The sequence below is a fragment of the Pseudomonas sp. FP198 genome (assembly GCF_030687895.1).
Lineage (GTDB): Bacteria > Pseudomonadota > Gammaproteobacteria > Pseudomonadales > Pseudomonadaceae > Aquipseudomonas.
Map to the genome: position 1 here is coordinate 536,085 of NZ_CP117452.1, position 22,244 is coordinate 558,328.

The 22,244-nt window shown below is 61.8% G+C and carries 17 protein-coding genes and 1 pseudogene; 11 read left to right on the forward strand and 7 right to left on the reverse strand.

Annotated elements, in window-relative coordinates; all coding sequences use genetic code 11:
• Positions 1 to 114: 114 nt before the first annotated feature.
• Positions 115 to 2,292, reverse strand: a complete 2,178-nt coding sequence (locus PSH78_RS02530; protein WP_305498341.1) for a malate synthase G — start codon at positions 2,290 to 2,292, stop codon at positions 115 to 117.
• Positions 2,293 to 2,816: 524 nt separating this feature from the next.
• Between PSH78_RS02530 and PSH78_RS02535 the strand changes: the two genes are divergently transcribed.
• A complete protein-coding gene (locus PSH78_RS02535; protein ID WP_305498342.1) occupies positions 2,817 to 3,335 on the forward strand; it encodes a glycine cleavage system protein R in 519 nt (172 codons plus the stop codon).
• Positions 3,336 to 3,552: 217 nt separating this feature from the next.
• Here PSH78_RS02535 and rarD read toward each other — a convergent pair whose 3' ends face one another.
• From rarD to PSH78_RS02560, 5 genes are all read right to left on the reverse strand, one after another.
• Positions 3,553 to 4,440 (reverse strand): EamA family transporter RarD, encoded by an 888-nt coding sequence (gene rarD, locus PSH78_RS02540; protein ID WP_305498343.1) that lies wholly within the window; start codon positions 4,438 to 4,440, stop codon positions 3,553 to 3,555.
• Positions 4,441 to 4,653: 213 nt separating this feature from the next.
• Positions 4,654 to 5,628 (reverse strand): serine/threonine protein kinase, encoded by a 975-nt coding sequence (locus tag PSH78_RS02545; protein ID WP_305498345.1) that lies wholly within the window; start codon positions 5,626 to 5,628, stop codon positions 4,654 to 4,656.
• Between the two features lie 231 nt (positions 5,629 to 5,859).
• Positions 5,860 to 7,761, reverse strand: coding sequence for a PhoX family phosphatase (locus PSH78_RS02550; protein ID WP_305498346.1), 1,902 nt, complete (start codon positions 7,759 to 7,761; stop codon positions 5,860 to 5,862).
• A gap of 67 nt (positions 7,762 to 7,828) precedes the next feature.
• Positions 7,829 to 8,593, reverse strand: coding sequence for a TOBE domain-containing protein (locus PSH78_RS02555; protein ID WP_305498348.1), 765 nt, complete (start codon positions 8,591 to 8,593; stop codon positions 7,829 to 7,831).
• 55 nt (positions 8,594 to 8,648) lie between these two features.
• On the reverse strand, positions 8,649 to 9,389 hold the full coding sequence (locus tag PSH78_RS02560) for a ComF family protein (protein ID WP_305498350.1): 741 nt from the start codon (positions 9,387 to 9,389) through the stop codon (positions 8,649 to 8,651).
• A 90-nt stretch (positions 9,390 to 9,479) separates the two neighbouring features.
• On the opposite strand from PSH78_RS02560, the gene bioB reads away from it, so the two are divergent.
• The 6 genes and pseudogenes from bioB to PSH78_RS02590 all read left to right on the forward strand — a co-directional run bounded on the left by bioB (position 9,480) and on the right by PSH78_RS02590 (position 14,498).
• A complete protein-coding gene (gene bioB / locus PSH78_RS02565; RefSeq protein WP_039590691.1) occupies positions 9,480 to 10,535 on the forward strand; it encodes a biotin synthase BioB in 1,056 nt (351 codons plus the stop codon).
• A gap of 162 nt (positions 10,536 to 10,697) precedes the next feature.
• The gene (gene bioF / locus PSH78_RS02570; RefSeq protein WP_305498352.1) at positions 10,698 to 11,876 is read left to right on the forward strand and encodes an 8-amino-7-oxononanoate synthase; all 1,179 of its coding nucleotides are present in this window, start codon (positions 10,698 to 10,700) and stop codon (positions 11,874 to 11,876) included.
• Complete coding sequence (locus PSH78_RS02575) at positions 11,869 to 12,600, forward strand: alpha/beta fold hydrolase (protein ID WP_305498353.1); 732 nt, start codon at positions 11,869 to 11,871, stop codon at positions 12,598 to 12,600. Before bioF ends, PSH78_RS02575 begins: the two co-directional genes overlap by 8 nt.
• The gene (gene bioC, locus PSH78_RS02580) at positions 12,593 to 13,405 is read left to right on the forward strand and encodes a malonyl-ACP O-methyltransferase BioC (protein WP_305498354.1); all 813 of its coding nucleotides are present in this window, start codon (positions 12,593 to 12,595) and stop codon (positions 13,403 to 13,405) included. Before PSH78_RS02575 ends, bioC begins: the two co-directional genes overlap by 8 nt.
• Positions 13,402 to 14,083: pseudogene (bioD, locus tag PSH78_RS02585) on the forward strand (dethiobiotin synthase). The gene bioC and the pseudogene bioD overlap by 4 nt, the downstream one beginning before the upstream one ends.
• Positions 14,084 to 14,201: 118 nt before the next feature.
• Entirely contained in the window at positions 14,202 to 14,498 is a 297-nt protein-coding gene (locus tag PSH78_RS02590; protein WP_305498355.1) for a pyrroloquinoline quinone biosynthesis protein PqqE, read from the forward strand.
• Between the two features lie 74 nt (positions 14,499 to 14,572).
• Here the strand turns inward: PSH78_RS02590 and PSH78_RS02595 are convergent, their stop codons facing one another.
• Positions 14,573 to 14,722 carry a hypothetical protein gene (locus PSH78_RS02595; RefSeq protein ID WP_305498356.1) on the reverse strand — a complete coding sequence of 50 codons (150 nt, stop codon included), beginning with the start codon at positions 14,720 to 14,722 and terminating at the stop codon, positions 14,573 to 14,575.
• A gap of 53 nt (positions 14,723 to 14,775) precedes the next feature.
• Here PSH78_RS02595 and PSH78_RS02600 point away from each other — a divergent pair, with 53 nt between their 5' ends.
• The 4 genes from PSH78_RS02600 (at position 14,776) to PSH78_RS02615 (ending at position 22,081) form a co-directional block, all read left to right on the forward strand.
• The gene (locus PSH78_RS02600; protein ID WP_305498357.1) at positions 14,776 to 16,581 is read left to right on the forward strand and encodes a phenylacyl-CoA dehydrogenase; all 1,806 of its coding nucleotides are present in this window, start codon (positions 14,776 to 14,778) and stop codon (positions 16,579 to 16,581) included.
• Between the two features lie 392 nt (positions 16,582 to 16,973).
• Positions 16,974 to 18,263 (forward strand): GGDEF domain-containing protein, encoded by a 1,290-nt coding sequence (locus PSH78_RS02605; RefSeq protein WP_305498358.1) that lies wholly within the window; start codon positions 16,974 to 16,976, stop codon positions 18,261 to 18,263.
• Between the two features lie 91 nt (positions 18,264 to 18,354).
• Positions 18,355 to 20,151, forward strand: coding sequence for an acyl-CoA dehydrogenase C-terminal domain-containing protein (locus tag PSH78_RS02610; RefSeq protein WP_305498359.1), 1,797 nt, complete (start codon positions 18,355 to 18,357; stop codon positions 20,149 to 20,151).
• 151 nt (positions 20,152 to 20,302) lie between these two features.
• Complete coding sequence (locus PSH78_RS02615) at positions 20,303 to 22,081, forward strand: acyl-CoA dehydrogenase C-terminal domain-containing protein (RefSeq protein ID WP_305498360.1); 1,779 nt, start codon at positions 20,303 to 20,305, stop codon at positions 22,079 to 22,081.
• The last annotated feature ends 163 nt before the right edge of the window (positions 22,082 to 22,244 follow it).

Here is a 22,244-nt window from a genome sequence, read left to right on the forward strand (position 1 = left end):
CAGAAGCCTGTCCAGGCCTGAAACTGTTGCAAGCTTTCGGGACTGAACAGCCCGCGTTAAAAAGCCCTGATCTTTCGATCAGGGCTTTTTTATTTGCCGCGTGTTACCTCTCAATCACAACCCATTGGCTGCCTTGAACTCGCGACGACGACGGTGCAGCACCGGCTCGGTATAGCCGTTCGGTTGTTTGGTGCCTTCGATCACCAGTTCGACCGCCGCCTGGAAGGCGATGTTGCTGTCGAAGTCTGGCGCCAGCGGGCGATACAGCGGGTCGCTGGCGTTCTGGCGATCGACTACCGGTGCCATGCGCTTGAGGCTTTCCATCACCTGGTCCCGGGTGACGATGCCATGGCGCAGCCAGTTGGCGATGTGCTGGCTGGAGATCCGCAGCGTTGCACGGTCCTCCATCAGGCCGATGTCGTTGATGTCCGGCACCTTGGAGCAGCCCACGCCTTGGTCGATCCAGCGCACCACGTAGCCGAGGATGCCCTGGGCATTGTTGTCCAGTTCATGCTTGACCTGCTCGGGCGTCCAGTTCGGGTTGACCGCCAGCGGGATGGTCAGGATGTCGTCCACCGAGGCGCGGGCACGCTTGGCCAGTTCGGCCTGGCGGGCGAATACATCGACCTTGTGATAGTGCAGCGCGTGCAGGGCGGCAGCGGTCGGCGATGGGACCCATGCCGTGTTGGCGCCCGCCATCGGGTGGGCGATTTTCTGCTCGAGCATCGCGGCCATCAGGTCCGGCATGGCCCACATGCCCTTGCCGATTTGCGCGCGGCCTTGCAGACCGGTGCTCAAACCGATGTCGACGTTCCAGTTTTCGTACGCAGCGATCCACTTCTCAGCCTTCATGTCAGCCTTGCGGACCATCGGGCCGGCTTCCATGGACGTGTGGATTTCGTCGCCGGTACGGTCGAGGAAGCCGGTATTGATGAACACCACGCGCTCGCTGGCCGCCTTGATACACGCCTTGAGGTTGACCGTGGTACGGCGCTCCTCATCCATGATTCCGACTTTCAGCGTGTTGCGCGGCAGGTTCAGCACGTCTTCGACGCGGCCGAACAGCTCGTTGGTGAACGCCGCTTCTTCCGGGCCATGCATCTTCGGCTTGACGATATACACCGAGCCGGTGCGGCTGTTGCGGCGCGAGGTGTTGCCGTTGAGGCTGTGGATCGCGGCCAGGCTGGTGATCAGCCCGTCGAGGATGCCTTCCGGCACTTCATTGCCATCCTTGTCCAGGATCGCGTCAATGGTCATCAGGTGACCGACGTTGCGCACGAACAAAAGCGAACGACCGTGCAGCGTCACACTCGACCCGTCCGCGGCGGTGTAAACGCGGTCAGGGTTCATGGTCCGGGTAAACGTCTGGCCGCCCTTGGCGACTTCTTCCGACAGATCGCCTTTCATCAAGCCGAGCCAGTTACGGTAGATCACCACCTTGTCATCGGCATCGACGGCGGCGACCGAGTCTTCGCAATCCATGATGGTGGTCAGCGCGGCTTCCATCAGGATGTCTTTGACGCCGGCGGCGTCGGTCTGCCCGACCGGAGTGCTGGCGTCGATCTGGATTTCGAAGTGCAGGCCGTTGTGCTTGAGCAGCACTGCGCTCGGCGCCGACGTATCGCCCTGGAAACCGATCAGTTGGGCATCGTCGCGCAGGCCGCTGTTGCTGCCGCCCTTGAGGGTGACGACGAGCTTGCCGTCGACGATCTTGTAGGCAATGGAATCGACATGGGAGCCGGCCGCCAACGGGGCTGCTTCGTCGAGAAAGGCGCGGGCGAAGGCGATGACCTTGTCGCCGCGAACCTTGTTGTAGCCTTTGCCTTTCTCCGCGCCATCGGCTTCGCTGATCGCATCGGTGCCGTACAGCGCGTCGTACAGCGAACCCCAGCGGGCGTTCGAGGCGTTGAGGGCGAAACGGGCATTCATCACCGGCACCACCAGCTGCGGGCCGGCCATGCGGGCAATTTCGTCATCGACATTCTGGGTCGTGGCCTGGAAATCCGCCGCTTCTGGCAGCAGGTAACCAATGTCTTGCAGGAAGGCTTTGTAAGCCACGGCGTCGTGGTCCTGGCCGGCACGAGCCTGGTGCCAGGCATCGATCTGCGCCTGGAAATCGTCGCGTTTGGCGAGTAGGGCTTTGTTCTTCGGTGCCAGGTCATGGATGACCTTGTCGGCGCCGGCCCAGAATGCGTCGGCGGTGAGGCCGGTTCCGGGAATGGCTTCGTTATTCACGAAGTCGAACAGGACTTTGGCGACCTGCAGGCCACCGACTTGAACGTGTTCAGTCATTGCTTGCCTCACTCTGCTCAGCTATTGCGCTTTTCAGCTCTTCGATTTGGACAATGAAGCCTCGGGACATTTAAACCACAAACCTCCGAACCAGTACATGCCATTGCTGGCGGCTGGGTTAAGCCTTGCTGACGGGGCTTTCAGGGATGCGACTGGCCTGGGCAGACATCGGTATAACATTAGGCATTGCGATTATGTAGTGCTCGCTGCGGCATACTACATGATCAATTGCGGTTGTGAAAATCAGACTAATTGCGTCGTTCCGCGACCGACTAAAGCACTACAGTCACGGCGCGGAACCGGATGTTCTCAAAAAACCGATAGATTGTTCCAGATAAATCTAAGATTCGTACACATTTCCCTGTGGCGAGGGAGCTTGCTCCCGCTTCAGTGCGCAGCACTGATCCAGCGATTTACGATCGTTACGCAGTCAGGGCCGAGCAAGCTCCTCAACCCAAAAGTGCGACCGTGTGGATTTCCCGCCTTGCCTATACTGTCCGTTCCATCAACAGAAGGGCTGCGCCATGGACCATCTCGTCATCACCGTTTTCGCCCCGGACAAACCCGGGCAGGTCGAGCGCATCGCTGAGTGTATTGCCGAGCACGGCGGAAACTGGCTGGAAAGCCGTATGTCGCACCTCGCCGGGCAATTCGCCGGGATCCTGCGCCTCAGCGCCCCGGCTGAATCTCATGAAGGACTGATCGAGGCTTTGCATGGGCTGGCGGCCCATGGCATTCGTGTGCTGATTGCCGAGAATGCGATCGAAGAATCCTGCACCTGGAAACCCATCGCCATGGAACTGGTGGGCAATGACCGTCCCGGCATCGTGCGCGACATCACGCGCCTGTTGAGCGAGCAGGGGGTGAACGTCGAGCGGCTGGTTACCCATGTTCGACCCGCGCCGATGAGCAGCGAATTGTTATTCCATGCCGAGGCAATTCTCGGGGTGCCCCTGACTTTGTCACTGGACACCCTGCAGGAGCGCCTGGAAACCCTGGCCGATGAATTGATGGTCGAGCTGAAACTCAGCGACGAAAGCTGATGCAGGTTATCCAAGGAAAAGCTGCGCCTGCCTGTGGATAACCTGTAGAGACCCGGCGCCAGCCCAGGCCCGCCGTGCCTCAGCCAGTGATGATCAAAAAATCACCAGTTTTCAAAGGCTTGTGCACAAACGCCGGGGATCACGTTGTGGATAACCTTGGGAAGGATGCGCGCAGGCCACGCCGGACGAGGCCTGTAGGGATGTGTTGGTTTTTTGATCAGGTGCGCCGGCGCATGCTGACCACGGCGTCGATGCTGTACACCGCCAGTCCGGCCCAGATGAACAGGAACGCCACCAGCGTGCTGGACGACAAATGTTCGTCAAACAGCAGCACCGCGAGCAGCAGCACGAGCGTCGGCGCGATGTACTGCAAGAAACCCAGCGTGGTGTAGGGCAGGTGCCGCGCCGCCGCGTTGAAGCAGACCAGAGGCACCAGCGTCACGGGACCGGCCGCCACCAGCCACCAGGCTTCGGAAGTCGTCCAGAAAGCCGCCTGGGCGCTGGTGGCGGCCGGGTTGAACAGCAGCCATGCGATAGCAATCGGTACCAGCATCCAGGTTTCCACCACCAGCCCTGGCAAGGCCTTGACCGGCGCCTGCTTGCGGATCAACCCGTAGAAGCCAAACGTCAGCGCGAGCATCAGCGACACCCACGGCAGGCTGCCCACCTGCCAGACCTGTTGCGCCACGCCAATGGCCGCCAACGCCACCGCGACCCATTGCATGCGGCGCAGCCGCTCGCCGAGGATCAACATGCCCAGCAACACGTTGACCAGCGGATTGATGTAATAGCCCAGGCTGGCTTCGAGCATGCGACCGTTATTCACCGCCCAGACGTAGGTCAGCCAGTTGGCGGCGATCAGCGTGCCGCTCAGGGCCAGGATCGCCAGACGTTGCGGATTGTCCCGCAGCTCGCGCCACCAGCCCGGATGTTTCCAGACCATCAGCAGCGCGGCGCCGAACAGCGCCGACCAGAGTACCCGGTGGATGATGATTTCCACCGATGGAACGTTGGCAATGGCTTTGAAATAGATGGGGAACAGACCCCAGATGATATAGGCGCTCAGGCCCAGGATGTACCCGCGACGCGGGTTGGCGGCTTGCATGCAGAATCCTTGCTTAGGCAGCTAACAAAGAAGTGATTGTAAGTAGATTTGTCTAATTGTGCTGGTGCCTTATGAGTGTTGCACCGCCACCTTTGTGGGAGCGAGCTTGCTCGCGATGGCGGTGGGTCAGTCGACAGATACGTTGAACATCTAAACGCTATCGCGAGCAAGCTCGCTCCCACAGGGATTTGCAACAGCCATTTGGATCTGGCATCAAAAAAGCTTCAACGGCTCTTCCTGAAGCGCCGCCAGTTGCTCGCGCAACGCCAACACCTGGTCGCCCCAGTAACGTTCGCTGCCGAACCAGGGGAAGCTTCGCGGAAACGCCGGGTCATCCCAGCGGCGCGCCAGCCAGGCGCTGTAGTGCATCAGGCGCAGGGCGCGCAGCGGTTCGATCAGGGCCAATTCGCGCGGGTCGAAATCATGGAACTCCTGGTAGCCGTCCATCAATTCCGATAGCTGCCCGAGGCATTCCTGCCGATCCCCGGCGAGCATCATCCACAGATCCTGCACGGCCGGGCCCATGCGGCAATCGTCGAGGTCGACGATATGGAACACCTCGTCGCGGCACATCATGTTGCCGGGATGGCAATCGCCGTGCATGCGAATGTTCTGGTGGGGCGTGGCGGCGTAGGCATCTTCGACACGCTTGAGCAGATCCCTGGCCACTGATTCGTAGGCCGGCAGCAGGCTGCGGGGGACAAAACCGCTTTGCAGCACGGTCTCCAGCGAGTCATGGCCGAAGTTCTTCACACCCAGTGCTTCGCGATGCTCGAATGGCCGGGTCGCGCCGATCGCGTGAAGCCTTCCGAGCAATTGGCCCAGACGATAGAGCTGGTCGAGATTGCCCGGCTCCGGCGCCCGCCCGCCGCGACGGGGGAACAGGGTGAAACGAAACCCGGCGTGCTCATGCAGGCTGGCGCCGTTATGGATCAGCGGCGCGACCACCGGCACTTCGCAATCGGCCAGCTCGAAGGTAAAGCGGTGTTCTTCCAGGATCGCTTCGTTGGTCCAGCGCTGGGGGCGATAGAACTTGGCGATCAGCGGTTCGGCGTCTTCGATGCCGACCTGATAGACACGGTTTTCGTAGCTGTTGAGCGCCAGCACGCGGGCGTCGCTGAGAAAGCCGATGCTTTCAACGGCATCGAGGACCAGGTCGGGCGTAAGGGTTTCAAACGGATGGGACATGCTGACTCCTGCGCAGCGGCAGGGCTGCCGCGTCCGACCCGGCATGGTAGCGCAAAGCAGTCATGATTGGGTCGATGGGAGTTGCGTCGCTCTTCGTGGCGAGGGAGCTTGCTCCCGTTTGGGTGCGCAGCGCCCACAAAAAAAATGGGGTCGCTGCGCAACCCAGCGGGAGCAAGCTCCCTCGCCACAAAGACGGCTGCGTTCCCACGCAGAGCGTGGGAACGATCAGCGTCAGCCGCCGATGATCCCGCCATCCTCACGGGTAATCACCATCACCGACGACCGTGGCTTGCCATTGGGCAGGTGCTCGGGGAACGTCGAACCGCCGTTTTCCCCAGGGTGCTGGATGCCCACGAACAAGGTCTTGTAGTCCGGCGCGAAGCTGATCCCGGTGACTTCACAACCCACCGGTCCGACCATGAAGCGGCGAATCTCACCGCTGTTGGGGTCGGCGCAGAGCATCTGGTTGTTGCCCATGCCGGCGAAATCCCCGGCGTTGCTTGAGTCGCCATCGGTCTGGATCCACAGCCGGCCGGCTTTGTCGAAGCCCAGGCCGTCGGGGCTGTTGAACATGTTCTGGGCATTGACGTTGGACGATCCGGCCTTGGGCGTGCCGGCATGCACCGTCGGGTTACCGGCGACCACGAACAGATCCCACTCGAAGGTCTTGGAGGCGTGATCGTCGCGGTCGGTGCGCCAGCGCAAAATCTGCCCGTAGACGTTTTTGGCCCGAGGGTTGGGCCCGTCCACCGGTTGGCCATCTTCGCCGCGCTTGGAGTTGTTGGTCAGGGTGCAATAGACCTGGCCATCCTTCGGGCTCACCACGATCCACTCCGGGCGGTCCATGCGGGTGGCGCCAACGGCGGTGGCGGCCAGGCGCGCATGGATCAACACTTCAGCCTGGTCATTGAAGCCCTTGCCGGCGTCGAGGCCATTCTTGCCATGGGTCAGTTCGATCCACTGGCCCTTGCCTTTCGGATGGTCCGGGTTGCCGTCGCCGGCGTCGAAGCGCGCCACGTACAACGTGCCGTGGTCCAGCAGGTCGCGGTTGGCCTTGGGATTGCGGCGGTCGATGCGATCGCGGCTGACGAACTTGTAGATGAACTCGCCACGCTCGTCGTCGCCCATGTACACAACGGCGCGCCCGTCACGGGTTTTCGCCAGCGCGGCGTTTTCGTGTTTGAAGCGGCCCAGGGCGGTGCGTTTCACTGGCGTGGACTTTGGATCGAACGGGTCGATTTCAACCACCCAGCCGTGACGATTGAGCTCGTTGGGGTTCTTCGCCAGGTCGAAACGCGGATCGAACAGGTGCCAGTTGATTTCGCGGCTGGTGACGGTAGCGCCGTAGCGCTTTTGCGCCTCGTCGAACTTCAGATCGGCGTTGCTGCTGCCGAAGCAGTCGGTGAAGTTTTCTTCACAGGTCAGGTAGGTGCCCCACGGCGTCATGCCGTTGGCGCAGTTCTGGAACGTCCCCAGCGCTTTCTTGCCGCTCTTGTCGGCGCTGGTTTTCATCAGGTCGTGACCGGCAGCCGGGCCGCCCAGGCGAATCGGCGTGTTGCCATGGATCCTGCGGTTGTAGCGAGAATCCTGGACGAATTGCCACTGACCACGGCGCCGCTGGATCTCGATGACCGAAACGCCCTCGCTGGCCTGGGCCTTGTGCACGTCTTCGGCGGACTGCGGTTGGCCGCCATGGGGGAAGAGGTAGCGGTAGTTGGTGTATTCGTTGTTGATCGCCATCAACGCCCGATTGTCCTCGCCGGGAAACGGGAACAGGCTCATGCCGTCGTTGTTGTCACCGAACTGCATTTCCTGGGCGCGGGCGGTGCCATTGCCGCTGGGGTCGAATGCCGGGGCATTTTTTTGCAGTGGCTGGCCCCAACTGATCAGTACCGAGGCTTTGTAGCCTGGCGGCAGGGTAATGGTGTCGGTCGTGGCGGCGGCAATGCTGTCAAAGCCCAGCAACCTTTTGTTGCCTTCGCTCACGGCGGCGGCCATGACGCTGCGGCTCAGCAGGTTGCCGCCGAGGAACATCGCCGCGCCGCACAGAGCGCCCGCGCCGATGAAGCGGCGACGGCTCAGGCCGACGATCTTTTCCAGGTCGGTGGATTGGTTTTCTTCTAATAGGCTCATCATCAGGCTCCCTGCTGGTTTTGGCAGTCACCTTAAAGCGGGTCGATGAAGTTTATGTTTCAGCGCGCTACAACGGTGTGCCGAGCAGCACATTTGCAGGGGAAAAACGCACTTGCACCGGTGAGCCGGCGTCGAGGTTTCGTTCAACCAGCTCAAGCGGTTCTGCAAGGGCACACAGCGTCTGGCCGTTGGGCAAGCCGATGCGCACTTCATTGGGGCCATCCGCAGCGACCGCGATGTGCTCGATCACGCCTTGCAGACTGTTGGCCGAGCAATCGTCCGGCTGGTCGAGTGGATACAACGTCAGCCAGCCGGCCTTGATCAGGGCCACCACTTCGGTACCGAGGCTCAGCTCCAGGCGCAGCGTGCTGTCGTGGGTGATCTGCGCGTCGATGAGCAAGCCGCGCGCCAGTTCCAGGTGTATCCGGTCGTTGTGGCCCTGGGCCTGGATGCCGACGACCTTGCCGTGCAGTTGGTTGCGCGCGCTGGTGCGCAACATCAGGCGGCTGAGCAGGCCCAGGTCACCGGCGTCCTCGCTCGCTTCCAGCAACTGCGCCTGCAATACCTGCAAGCGCTGGTAAAGACGCAGCACGCGCAGGCCTTCCTCCGACAGTTTCGCGCCACCGCCACCCTTGCCGCCAACGCTGCGCTCGACCAGCGGCCGGTCCGCCAGGTTGTTCAGTTCATCGATCGCATCCCAGGCCGCCTTGTAGCTCAGCCCGGCGCTTTTGGCGGCCCGAGTGATGGAGCCCTGCTCGGCGATGTGCTGTAGCAGGGCGATGCGCTGTGGTCGGCGGACGATATGTTGGCTCAGCAGCGTAGGCAATGACATGGCGCAAACCGTGTACGGGATGGATGCAGGACGTTGGCGCCTCGGCCTCCGCGCGTCAAGCCGGATCACCGGGTTTCGGCGTGCGCGCCAGGCAATACACATCGACCCGTGCGGCACCGGCATCGAGCAGCAGCCGGGCCAGTGCCTGGGCCGTGGCGCCAGTGGTGAGTACATCATCGACCAGCGCCAGGTGACGGTTGTTCAACACCGCACCGGGCGCCAAGGCGAAGGCCTGGCGCAGGTCCCGGCGCCGGGCCCGGGCGTCCAGGACCTGTTGGGCCGGGGTGTCCTGGACGCGCAGCAGCAGGTCGTCTTCGCAAGGGATCCGCAGCGCTGCGCTGAGCCAGCGGGCCAGCAGCGTCGCCTGGTTGAAGCCGCGCTGGCGCAAGCGGCGTGCCGCCAGCGGCACCGGCACCAGCGCATCGGGCCGCTCCAGGCCTTCGTCGAAATGATGCTGCAGCGATTGCGCCAGCAACTCGCCAAGCAGTCGACCGAGGGGCCATTTTGCCTGGTGCTTGAAGCGCGTAATCAGGCTGTCCACCGGAAAGTCATAGGCCCATGGCGCCAGGACCCGCTCGAAAGCCGGAGCCCGCGCGGCGCATTGGCCGCAGCGGAGCCCGGCCATGGGCAGCGGCAGCGCGCAAACGGCGCAATGCTCGCCGAGCCAGGGCAGTTCGCTCTCGCAAGGGGTGCAGATGGGTTGCAAGGTGTCAGTGGATTCGCCGCACAACAGACAGATTTGTTTGTTTTTTAACCAGATGTAAACCGGAGCTTTGTATCGTGGTTGACAGCGCATGGCTCTTCCTTAAATATGCCGAACATCCGTGTCGCGCCTGTGGGTATTGCGTCCCTCAAGCGCCAGCCAAGCATAATCAAGGAAATGCCCATGAGCGCCAGCACCACTGCCAACCTGCGTCATGACTGGTCTTTGGCCGAAGTCAAAGCTCTCTTCGTCCAGCCATTCAATGACCTGCTCTTCCAGGCGCAGACCGTGCACCGCGCGCACTTCGACGCCAACCGCGTCCAGGTGTCGACCCTGCTGTCGATCAAGACCGGCGCCTGCCCGGAAGATTGCAAATATTGTCCGCAGTCCGGCCACTACAACACCGGGCTGGAAAAAGAGAAGTTGCTCGAAGTGCAGAAGGTCCTTGAAGAGGCCGCGCGCGCCAAGGCCATCGGTTCGACCCGCTTCTGCATGGGCGCGGCGTGGAAACATCCGTCGGCCAAGGACATGCCCTACGTGCTGGAGATGGTCAAGGGCGTCAAGGCCATGGGCCTGGAAACCTGCATGACCCTGGGGCGTCTCGACCAGGAGCAGACCGAAGCGCTGGCCCAGGCCGGCCTGGATTATTACAACCACAACCTCGACACCTCGCCGGAGTTCTACGGCAGCATCATCACCACCCGCACCTACAGCGAGCGCCTGCAAACCCTGGCGTATGTACGTGATTCGGGGATGAAGATCTGTTCCGGCGGGATCCTGGGCATGGGCGAGTCCCTGGACGACCGCGCCAACCTGCTGATCCAGCTGGCCAACCTGCCGGAGCATCCAGAGTCGGTGCCGATCAACATGCTGGTGAAAGTCGCCGGCACGCCGCTGGAGAATGCCGAGGATGTCGACCCGTTCGATTTCATCCGCATGCTCGCCGTGGCGCGCATCCTCATGCCGAAATCCCATGTGCGCTTGTCCGCTGGCCGCGAAGCCATGAACGAGCAGATGCAGGCCCTGGCCTTTTTCGCGGGCGCCAACTCGATTTTCTACGGCGACAAATTGCTGACCACCGCCAACCCTCAGGCCGACAAGGACATGCAACTGTTTGCGCGCTTGGGCATCCAGCCGGAAGCTCGCGAAGAGCATGCCGATGAAGTGCACCAGGCGGCCATCGAGCAGGCGCTGGTGGAGCAGAAGAGCAGCGAGCAGTTCTATAACGCCGCTGTTTGATTGCTCACCGATTCCCTGACTGGAATGCAAGACGCTGTGGGAGCGAGCTTGCTCGCGATGGCAATGGAACATTCAACATTTATGTCGACTGGCTCACCGCTATCGCGAGCAGGCTCGCTCCTACAAGGGTCTTTGGCCAGTCTTTAAACAGTTGAGGCCTGCATGCCCTTCGATCTCGCCGCACGCCTGGCTGCCCGTCGTGCCGAAAACCTCTATCGCCAGCGTCCGCTGCTTGAAAGCCCCCAAGGCCCGGAAGTGGTGGTGGATGGCCAGCCGTTGCTGGCGTTCTGCAACAACGACTACCTGGGCCTGGCCAATCACCCGCAGGTGATCGAGGCCTGGCGTGCCGGCGCGGCGCGGTGGGGCGTCGGTGGCGGTGCGTCGCATCTGGTGATCGGCCACAGCGGCCCCCATCACGCCGTGGAAGAAGCGCTGGCCGACTTGACCGGCCGGCCCCGGGCACTGTTATTCACCACCGGCTACATGGCCAATCTTGGTGCCGTCACGGCGCTGGTCGGACAGGGCGATACGGTGTTGCAGGACCGGCTCAACCACGCGTCGTTGCTCGACGCCGGGCTGTTGTCCGGCGCCCGTTTCAGCCGTTATTTGCACAACGATGCCCAAAGCCTGGCGACCCGCCTGGAAAAAGCCATCGGCAATACCCTGGTGGTCACAGACGGCGTGTTCAGCATGGACGGCGACATCGCCGACCTGCCGGCTCTCGCCCGCGAAGCACGGGCCAAGGGCGCCTGGCTGATGGTCGACGATGCCCATGGCTTCGGCACGTTGGGTACCACCGGCGGTGGTGTCGTCGAGCATTTCGGTCTGAGTCAGGAAGACGTGCCGGTGCTGGTAGGCACGCTGGGCAAGGCGTTCGGCACCGCCGGGGCTTTTGTTGCCGGCAGCGAAGAATTGATCGAAAGCCTGATCCAGTTCGCGCGCCCCTACATTTACACCACCAGCCAGCCACCGGCGTTGGCCTGCGCCACGCTCAAGAGCCTTGAGTTGCTGCGCAGCGAGCATTGGCGGCGTGAGCATCTGCAATTGCTGATCCGCCAGTTCCGCCACGGTGCCGAGCAGATCGGCTTGCAATTGATGGACAGCTTCACGCCGATCCAGCCCATCCTGATCGGCGACGCGGGACGGGCGATGCGGCTGTCGCAGATGCTGCGCGAGCGCGGGCTGATGGTCACCGCGATCCGCCCACCCACCGTGCCGGCCGGCAGCGCTCGGCTGCGTGTGACGTTGACCGCTGCCCACAGCGAAGCCCAGGTACAACTATTGTTGAATGCACTGGCCGACTGTTTTGCGCAACTGGGAGCGGAGCCAAGCCATGCGTGATCGACTGATATTGCTGCCCGGCTGGGGCTTGGGCGTTTCGCCCCTCGAACCGCTGGCTGCGGCCTTGCAAGGGCTCGATGAGCACTTGCAAGTGGAAATCGAGCCATTGCCTGCACTGGCGTCGAGCGACCTCGGTGAATGGCTCGATGAACTGGATGCCACGTTGCCCCGGGATGCTTGGCTGGGCGGCTGGTCCCTGGGCGGGATGCTGGCCGCGGAACTGGCGGCGCGTCGGGGCGAGCGTTGCTGTGGCCTGCTGACCCTGGCGAGCAACGTGTCTTTTGTGGCTCACGAGCATTGGCCGAGCGCGATGCCCGCTGACACTTTCGATGGATTTCTCGCCGGATGCGCCGCCGATCCGCGCCAGACCCTCAAACGCTTCAGCTTGCTGTGCGCGCAAGGCTGTAGCGATCCGCGCGGGTTGTCGCGATTGCTGCTGGCCGGCGCGCCGAACACCTCGCCTGAAGTATTGATGGCCGGGCTCGAACTGCTGGTGCAACTCGACACGCGCGAGGCCTTGCAGGGCTTTCGCGGCCCGCAATTACATCTGTTTGCCGGGCTCGACGCGCTGGTGCCTGCCGAGGCTGCGGGAGAACTGCTGGCGATGCTGCCAGATGTCGAAATCGGTCTGATCGAACAGGCCGGCCACGGATTCCCACTGGAAGATCCCCACGGCGTAGCGGGGGCAATCCAGGCTTTTCTGCATGAGTCCGGTGATGACTGATTTATCTGTTGTGAAGTTGCCGGGCGCCTTGCCCGACAAACGTCAGGTCGCGGCCTCGTTCTCCCGGGCGGCGGCCAGCTATGACAGCGTCGCTGAACTGCAGCGCGACGTCGGACAACAATTGCTGTCGCGGCTGCCCGCCTCGTTTATGCCGGGACGCTGGTTGGACATGGGGTGTGGCACCGGTTATTTCACCCGCGCCCTGGGGGCGCGGTTCGGTGAGACGGCGGGTGTTGCGCTGGATATCGCCGAAGGCATGCTCAACCATGCCCGTCCTCAAGGCGGCGCCGCGCATTTCATCGCTGGTGATGCCGAGCGGCTGCCGTTGCAGTCGGCCAGCTGTGACCTGGTGTATTCCAGCCTCGCGGTGCAATGGTGCGGCGATTTTGCCTCGGTATTGAGCGAGGCCTATCGTGTTCTGAAACCCGGTGGGCTGTTTGCCTTCACCAGCCTGTGTGTCGGCACGTTATACGAGTTGCGCGACAGCTGGCGTGAAGTGGATGGCCTGGTACACGTCAACCGTTTCCGCGCATTCGACACCTATCGACAGCTGGCCGACGCCAGCGGGTTGCGCGTCGTCAGCCTGGAGAGTCGCCCGCATGTTCTGCATTATCCCGATGTACGTGCCCTGACCCACGAATTGAAAGCATTGGGTGCGCACAATCTCAATCCTGGTCGTCCCGGTGGGTTGACGGGGAGGGCGAGAATTCTCGCGCTGGTCCAGGCCTATGAAAAATATCGCCAGGCCCAGGGCCTGCCGGCCACTTACCAGGTGGTCTACGCCGTGCTGGAGAAACCGCTATGAGCCAGGCTTATTTCATCACCGGCACCGACACCGACGTGGGCAAGACCACGGTTGCGGCGGGGCTGCTGCACGCGGCCAGGCGGGCCGGCATGAGCACCGCCGCGGGCAAGCCCGTAGCCTCTGGCTGCGCAGTGACGCCCAAGGGCCTGCGCAACGCCGATGCCTTGGCCCTGTTGGCCGAATGTTCGGTGCCACTGACTTATGCACAGGTCAATCCGGTGGCATTCGAACCGGCGATCGCACCCTCACCTGGCCGCCCGGGAAGCTGGCGTGGCATTGACCGTACAATCCCTGCTCACGCCGATGCGCGAGGTGCTGGCTCTGGATGCGGATTTCACCTTGATCGAAGGCGCGGGCGGCTGGCGTGTGCCGCTGGCCGGGCAAGACAATCTTTCCGACCTTGCGATAGCGTTGGGCCTGCCGGTGATCCTCGTGGTGGGGGTACGGCTGGGCTGCATCAGCCACGCGCTGCTGACTGCCGAGGCCATTGCCCGGGACGGCTTGCCATTGGCCGGCTGGGTAGCAAACATCATTGATCCGGCAACGTCGCGCATGGAAGAAAACCTCGCGACCCTCGCCGAACGCCTGCCGGCGCCCTGCCTGGGCAGAGTCGCGCGAATCAAGGACGTGACGGCCGAAGCGGTGGCCGAACATCTGCAACTGGATCTGCTGGACTGACCCCGAGCCAAGGTTTTGGCTATGACGCGGCACTGTGCCATTAGTGTTTTTGTCGAGCCTTTTCCCCAAGCATCTGGTTCAATGCCGGTGTCGACCCTTCAAGAAGACCCTCCCTGCCATGGAAATCTCAGGAAATACCGCGTTCTATGCCGGTCTGAGCACGATTCAGACAGGGCAGTACCGCGTTGATCAGGCCTCCAGCCAGATTGCCAACAACACGATCGAGCGCTCGGTCACCAGCCAGTCCTCCGACGTTCAGGTGGATCGCCTGCGTTCGGTGGATCGCAGTCAGCAATCGGACCTGACCAGCAACATGGTTGAAATGGCCCAAGGCAAGTTCCAGGTGCAACTGGGGGTGAACGTGGCCAAGGCTTCCGACGAAATGCTCGGAACGTTGATCGATACGTTCGCCTGACTCTGCCGTTCAGATGTAGTGAAAACGCCGCGATTCATTCGCGGCGTTTTTGTCTCTAACTCTTTCTTCCTCAACTAATCTTTCACTGCGCGAGCCGTGCCTCTGCTTGGCGATGGATTTTTCACGGCTGAAATTTCCTGCAGGACGATGACGAACGGCAAAAGATCGCCGCTTGACAAGGTTTGAGCGTAAACGTATGTTTCAAACAGCTGTTTGATCGCCATAACAAATCCACGCGGTCGTTCATTCCCGGTTACATCAGCAGAGGTTTATCGCTATGCCTGACTACAAGGCCCCCTTGCGTGATATTCGCTTCGTTCGTGACGAACTGCTCGGCTACGAAGCGCATTATCAGAGCCTTCCAGCGTGCCAGGAGGCAACTCCGGACATGGTTGACGCCATCCTCGAAGAAGGCGCCAAGTTCTGTGAGCAGGTGCTGGCGCCGCTGAACCGCGTGGGTGATCTCGAAGGTTGCACCTGGAGCGAGTCCGGCGTGAAAACCCCGACCGGCTTCAAGGAAGCCTACAAGCAATTTGTCGAAGGCGGCTGGCCGAGCCTGGCCCATGACGTGGCGCACGGTGGCCAAGGCCTGCCGGAATCCCTGGGCCTGGCGGTCAGCGAGATGGTCGGCGAAGCCAACTGGTCGTGGGGCATGTACCCGGGCCTGTCCCATGGCGCGATGAACACCATTTCCGAGCACGGTACCCCGGAGCAGCAAGAGGCTTACCTGACCAAGCTGGTATCCGGCGAATGGACCGGCACCATGTGCCTGACCGAACCGCACTGCGGCACCGACCTGGGCATGCTGCGCACCAAGGCCGAACCTCAGGCCGACGGCTCCTACAAAGTGACCGGCACCAAGATCTTCATCTCGGCCGGCGAACACGACATGGCCGACAACATCGTCCACATCGTGCTGGCGCGCCTGCCGGATGCACCGGCTGGCACCAAAGGTATCTCGCTGTTCATCGTTCCGAAATTCCTGCCTGAGGCCGACGGCTCCATCGGCCAGCGCAACGCAGTCAGCTGTGGCTCCCTGGAACACAAGATGGGCATCCACGGCAACGCCACCTGCGTGATGAACTTCGACGCGGCCACCGGTTTCCTGATCGGCCCGGCGAACAAAGGCCTGAACTGCATGTTCACCTTCATGAACACCGCTCGCCTGGGTACCGCGCTGCAAGGCCTGGCCCACGCCGAAATCGGTTTCCAGGGGGGCCTGAAGTATGCTCGCGACCGTCTGCAGATGCGTTCCCTGACCGGCCCGAAAGCACCGGACAAGGCCGCCGACCCGATCATCGTGCACCCTGACGTGCGGCGCATGTTGCTGACCATGAAAGCCTTCGCCGAGGGCAACCGGGCGATGGTGTACTTCACCGCCAAGCAGGTCGACATCGTCAAGTACGGGGTGGATGAAGAAGAGAAGAAGAAGGCTGACGCCCTGCTGGCGTTCATGACCCCGATCGCCAAGGCGTTCATGACCGAAGTCGGCTTCGAATCGGCCAACCACGGCGTGCAGATCTACGGCGGCCACGGCTTCATCGCCGAGTGGGGCATGGAGCAGAACGTGCGCGACAGCCGCATCTCGATGCTGTACGAAGGCACCACCGGTATCCAGGCGCTCGACCTGCTGGGCCGTAAAGTGCTGATGACCCAGGGCGAGGCGCTCAAGGGCTTCACCAAGATCGTCCACAAGTTCTGCCAGGGCAACGAAGGCAACGAAGCCGTCAAGGAATTCGTCGAGCCGTTGGCTGCACTGAACAAGGAATGGGGCGAACTGACCATGAAGGTTGGCATGGCCGCCATGAAGGATCGCGAAGAAGTCGGCGCGGCCTCGGTGGATTACCTGATGTACTCCGGTTACGCCTGCCTGGCTTACTTCTGGGCCGACATGGCGCGCCTGGCGGCGGAAAAACTGGCGGCCGGCACGACCGAAGAAGCGTTCTACACCGCCAAGCTGCAGACCGCGCGTTTCTACTTCCAGCGCATCCTGCCGCGCACCCGCACCCACGTCGCGGCCATGTTGTCGGGCGCCAACAACCTGATGGACATGAAAGAAGAAGACTTCGCGCTGGGCTACTAAGCCTTAAGCGCTTCTTCAAAAAGCCGCTGCTTCTTCGGGAGCAGCGGCTTTTTCATGTTTGTTATAACCCCAGTCAGGCCATCGACAAACCCGTGGCGAGGGAGCTTGCTCCCGCTGGGCTGCGAAGCGGCCCCCAAACCTGCCAATACGCAGCATCAGACACACCGCACCCGCTGGTTCGCGACTGCTTCGCAGCCGAGCGGGAGCAAGCTCCCTCGCCACAGGGGAAGCATGGCGATCCTGAAACAATATTCATCCAACCGGACCCTAAGAAAACTTCCCGATCTGCCGTTACAGCGATGGCAGTGTGACATCTGTCACATCTCGCGTGCCTTACTGCTCCAGTTGCAGGCACAATGCCATCTTTGATCAGCCGGGTCGGAGCTTTACCCTTGCCGCGTCTTTCCGTAATGCGCTTCAGCCATTTCCTACCGTCGACAGTGCTTTTACTGGCGGGGCTCGCGGCTGCCTACGTCAAGGACCTGAACGTCTTCTTCACATCATTGTTCAACGTGCTTCCTACGCTGGTGTTGTTGTTGGGCGGGGCGTACTGCTCCGTTTACCGACGTCAGCGCGAGCTGTTTCTGATGGTCACGGTGTACATCGCTTATTTCCTGCTGGACACCCAGACCGACTTCTATCGCGATAACGGCAAGGTGCGCGAAGACGCGGCGGTGGTGTTCCATCTGGTCTGCCTGCTGCTGCCGCTGTTGTTCGGGCTGTTCGCGGCGTGGCAGGAGCGCACGCATCTGTTCCAGGACATGGTGGCGCGTTTCGCGGTGCTGCTGGCCTTTGGTGGCGTGGCCCTGGCCCTGGAGCAAAGCTTTCCCCAGGCGCTGTTGCTGTGGCTTTCGGAAATACGCTGGCCGGCGCTGCATGGTGCGTGGATGAGCCTGATCCAATTGTCATACCCGGTGTTTGCCGCTGCGTTCGTGCTGCTGGCCTGGCAATACTGGCGTAACCCACGGCCCTTGCATGCGGCGCAACTGGTGGGGTTGGTCGGGTTGTTCTGGATGCTGCCGAAGACGTTCATCTTGCCGTTCACCCTCAACATCATGTGCAGTCAGGTGATGCTGATGATCGCCGCCGCGGTTGCTCACGAGGCCTACCAGATGGCCTTCCGCGATGAGCTCACCGGCCTGCCGGGGCGCCGGGCGCTGAATGAACGCATGCAGCGCCTGGGTCGCAACTACGTGCTGGCGATGAGCGACGTGGATCACTTCAAGAAATTCAACGACACCCACGGCCACGATGTCGGCGATCAGGTGCTGCGCCTGGTGGCCAGCAAGCTGTCGAAAATCGGTGGCGGCGGCAGGGCTTATCGTTACGGCGGGGAGGAGTTTGCGCTGGTGTTTGCCGGCAAGACCATTGATGAATGCATGCCTCATCTGGAAGTCATCCGCCAGTCCATCGAGACGTACGCCATTCAACTGCGTAATCCCGACAATCGCCCCCAGGACGATCAGCAAGGTCGCCAGCGTCGCTCCGGCAGCGGCGCCACCAGCGTATCGGTGACCGTCAGCATCGGCGTGGCCGAACGCGTGGACCAGCGCACGCCCGAGGAAGTGCTCAAGTCCGCCGACCAGGCGCTGTACAACGCCAAGGGGGCAGGGCGCAATTGTGTGATTGCCTTCGGCCAGAATCGTCGCGGCGCAGTGCGCATGGAAGCCGCCGCGGGTTGAGTGATGACGGCGCATTCAGCGTCTGGAGATTGATTGTGGGCCTTGGCGGCCGGCAGTAGGTTGGGATGATCTGCTACCGGAGAAAACCACCATGCCCGAGTACAAAGCCCCGCTGCGCGACATGCGTTTCCTGATCGACAACGTCTTTGATTTCCATGGCCGCTATGCCGAGTTGGGGGCCAGCGACGCGAGTCCGGACATGGTCAGCGCCATCCTCGAAGAAGGTGCCCGGTTCTGTGAGAACGTGCTGGCTCCGCTCAATCGTCCGGGTGATGAAGAGGGCTGCCATTTCGATAACGGCGTGGTCACTACGCCTACAGGCTTCAAGCAAGCTTTCGCACAGTATGTGGAAGGCGGCTGGCACGGCCTGGCAGCGGATCCGGCTTATGGCGGCCAAGGCCTGCCCAGCTCGCTGGGGCTGGTCATCAGCGAGATGATCGGATCGAGCAATACCTCCTGGGGCATGTACCCCGGCCTGACCCACGGCGCCATGTCGGCCATCCACGCTCACGGCACCGAACAGCAGAAACAGACCTACCTCAACAAGCTCACCGCCGGCCAGTGGACCGGCACCATGTGCCTGACCGAAGCCCACTGCGGCACGGACCTGGGCATCATCAAGACCCGTGCCGTGCCTCAGGCGGATGGCAGCTATGCGGTGACCGGCAGCAAGATCTTCATCAGCGCCGGCGAGCACGACATGAGCGACAACATCATTCACCTGGTGCTCGCCAAATTGCCAGATGCTCCCGCCGGGACGAAGGGCATCTCGTTGTTCATCGTGCCCAAGTTCCTGCCCGATGCAGCGGGCGAGGCCGGCGAGCGCAATGGTGTTTCCTGCGGTTCGATCGAGCACAAGATGGGCATCAAGGCGTCGGCCACGTGCGTGCTGAACTTCGATGGGGCCAAGGGTTTCCTGATCGGCGAACCGAACAAGGGCCTCAACTGCATGTTCACCATGATGAACCATGCCCGCCTCGGCACCGGCATGCAGGGCCTTTGCCTGGGCGAGGCGAGTTTCCAGGGCGCGGTCAAATACGCCAACGATCGCCTGCAGATGCGCTCTTTGACCGGCCCCAAGGCGCCGGAAAAAGTCGCCGACCCGATCATCGTCCATCCCGATGTACGCCGGATGCTGCTGACCATGAAAGCCTTCAACGAAGGCAACCGGGCGCTGACGTATTTCACCGCGCAACTGCTCGATACCGCGCATTTGAGCCGCGACGAAAGCGCTCGCCAGGAAGCCGAAGACCTGCTGGCCTTCCTCACTCCGATCTGCAAGGCCTTCATGACCGACACGGGTTTGGAAGTGACCAACCACGGCATGCAGGTCTTTGGCGGTCATGGCTTCATTCGTGAGTGGGGGATGGAGCAGCTGGTGCGTGATTGCCGGATCGCGCCGATCTATGAAGGCACCAATGGGATCCAGGCCTTGGACCTGCTGGGGCGCAAAGTGCTGGGTAGCCAGGGCAAGTTGTTGCGCGGTTTCACCAGGATCGTTCACAAATTCTGCGCTGCCAATGCCGGGCATCCGCAGCTTCAGGCTTTCGTTGCGCAACTGGACGGGCTCAACCAGCAATGGGGCGAACTGACGACGCAGGTCGGCATGGCCGCCATGAAAAATCCGGATGAGGTGGGCGCCGCTTCGGTGGATTACCTGATGTACAGCGGCTATATCATTCTGGCCTATCTGTGGTTGCGCATGGCGTTGGTGGCCCAGGCGCAACTCGACAGCGGCACTGGAGACAGCGATTTCTGCCGGGCCAAGCTGGCGACGTGCGAGTTTTACTTCAAGCGCCTGCTGCCGCGTACGGCCGCCCATCGGGCTGCTATAGAAGCAGGGAGCGATTGCCTGATGAGGTTGCCGGCTGAGTTGTTTGCGCTTTGAGAGGATGAAACAGTTACTCCTGTCTTGACTAAAAATAACAAAACAGTCACAGCCTGACCCTATGTGTCTCAAAAGTTGTTGAGGTACACTCTGGGCCATTGCGAGAACCGCTTTCCTACGAACCAATTGTTTAGATCCTGCGAGGTTTGCCATGGCTGACTACAAAGCGCCCCTGCGCGATATGCGCTTCGTCCTCAATGAAGTGTTCGAGGTCGCGAAACTTTGGGCTCAACTGCCGGCGTTGGCCGAAACCGTAGACGCTGAAACCGTCGAAGCGATCCTCGAGGAGGCGGGCAAGGTCACCGGTAAAAGCATCGCGCCCCTCAGCCGTGCAGCTGACGAAGAGGGCTGCCACTGGGCTGACGGCGCCGTGACCACCCCGGCGGGTTTCCCTGAGGCCTACAGGACCTTCGCTGAAGGCGGTTGGGTCGGCGTCGGCGGAGATCCAACGTACGGTGGCATGGGCATGCCCAAGGCGGTTTCGGCCCAGGTCGAGGAGATGGTCAACTCCGCCAGCCTGTCCTTTGGCCTGTACCCGATGCTCACCGCAGGAGCCTGCCTGTCGATCAACGCCCACGCCAGCGAGGAATTGAAAGCCGCATACTTGCCAAACATGTACGCCGGCGTCTGGGCCGGCTCCATGTGCCTGACCGAACCCCATGCCGGCACCGACCTGGGGATTATCCGAACCAAGGCTGAGCCCCAGGCTGACGGCACTTACAAAGTCAGCGGCACGAAGATTTTCATCACCGGCGGCGAACACGACCTCACCGAAAATATCATTCACCTGGTGCTGGCGAAGCTCCCCGACGCACCGGCGGGCCCGAAAGGCATTTCGCTGTTCCTGGTGCCGAAATTCATGGTCAACGCCGACGGCAGCCTGGGCGCACGCAACGCGGCCAACTGCGGTTCGATCGAACACAAGATGGGCATCCAGGCGTCCGCTACCTGCGTGATGAACTTCGACGAAGCAGTGGGTTACCTGGTCGGCGAGCCGAACAAAGGCCTGGCGGCGATGTTCACCATGATGAATTACGAACGCCTGGGCGTGGGTATCCAGGGCCTGGCCTCCGGCGAGCGCTCGTACCAGAACGCTGTCGAGTACGCCCGTGATCGCCTGCAAAGCCGTTCGCCAACCGGCGCGCAGAACAAGGACAAGATCGCCGACCCGATCATCGTCCACCCGGATGTGCGCCGGATGTTGCTGACCATGAAAGCGTCGAACGAAGGTGGCCGGGCATTCTCCACCTACGTGGCGATGCAACTGGACACCGCCAAGTTCAGCGAAGACCCGGCCACTCGCAAGCGCGCCGAAGATCTGGTGGCCTTGCTGACGCCGGTTGCCAAGGCATTCCTGACCGACCTGGGCCTGGAAACCACCATTCACGGCCAGCAGATTTTCGGCGGCCACGGCTACATTCGCGAATGGGGCCAGGAGCAGTTGGTGCGCGACGTACGCATCACCCAGATCTACGAAGGCACCAACGGCATCCAGGCACTGGACCTGGTGGGGCGCAAGATCGTCGGCAACGGCGGGGCGTTCTACAAACTCTTCGCCGACGAGATTCGTCATTTCACCGCTACCGCTGGCAGCGACCTGGCAGAGTTCACCCAGCCGTTGAACAATGCCGTCGGCACGCTGGACGAGCTGACCGAGTGGCTGCTGGACCGGGCAAAAAACAACCCGCATGAAATTGGCGCGGCGTCGGTGGAGTACCTGCAGGCGTTCGGCTACACCGCGTATGCCTACATGTGGGCGCTCATGGCCCGGGCGGCCCTGGGCAAGGAAAATCAGGACGATTTCTACGCGAGCAAACTGGGCACGGCACGTTTCTATTTCGCCCGGCTGTTGCCGCGAATCCATTCCTTGAGCGCTTCGGTAAGGGCCGGCAGCGAGTCGCTGTTCCTGCTGGAACCCGGTCAGTTCTAAAAGAAGACGTTATGTAGGAAAAAGCTTACATGACGTGCTGGCGATTTCCCTCTATCGGGCGATTGGATCCACGGCTAATCTAGCTTCCATGGACGTAGCGCAGGACGCGCAAAGTTACAACACGGACACGTAGGATTCTGCCAGGAAGGCGGAGTGAAATGGA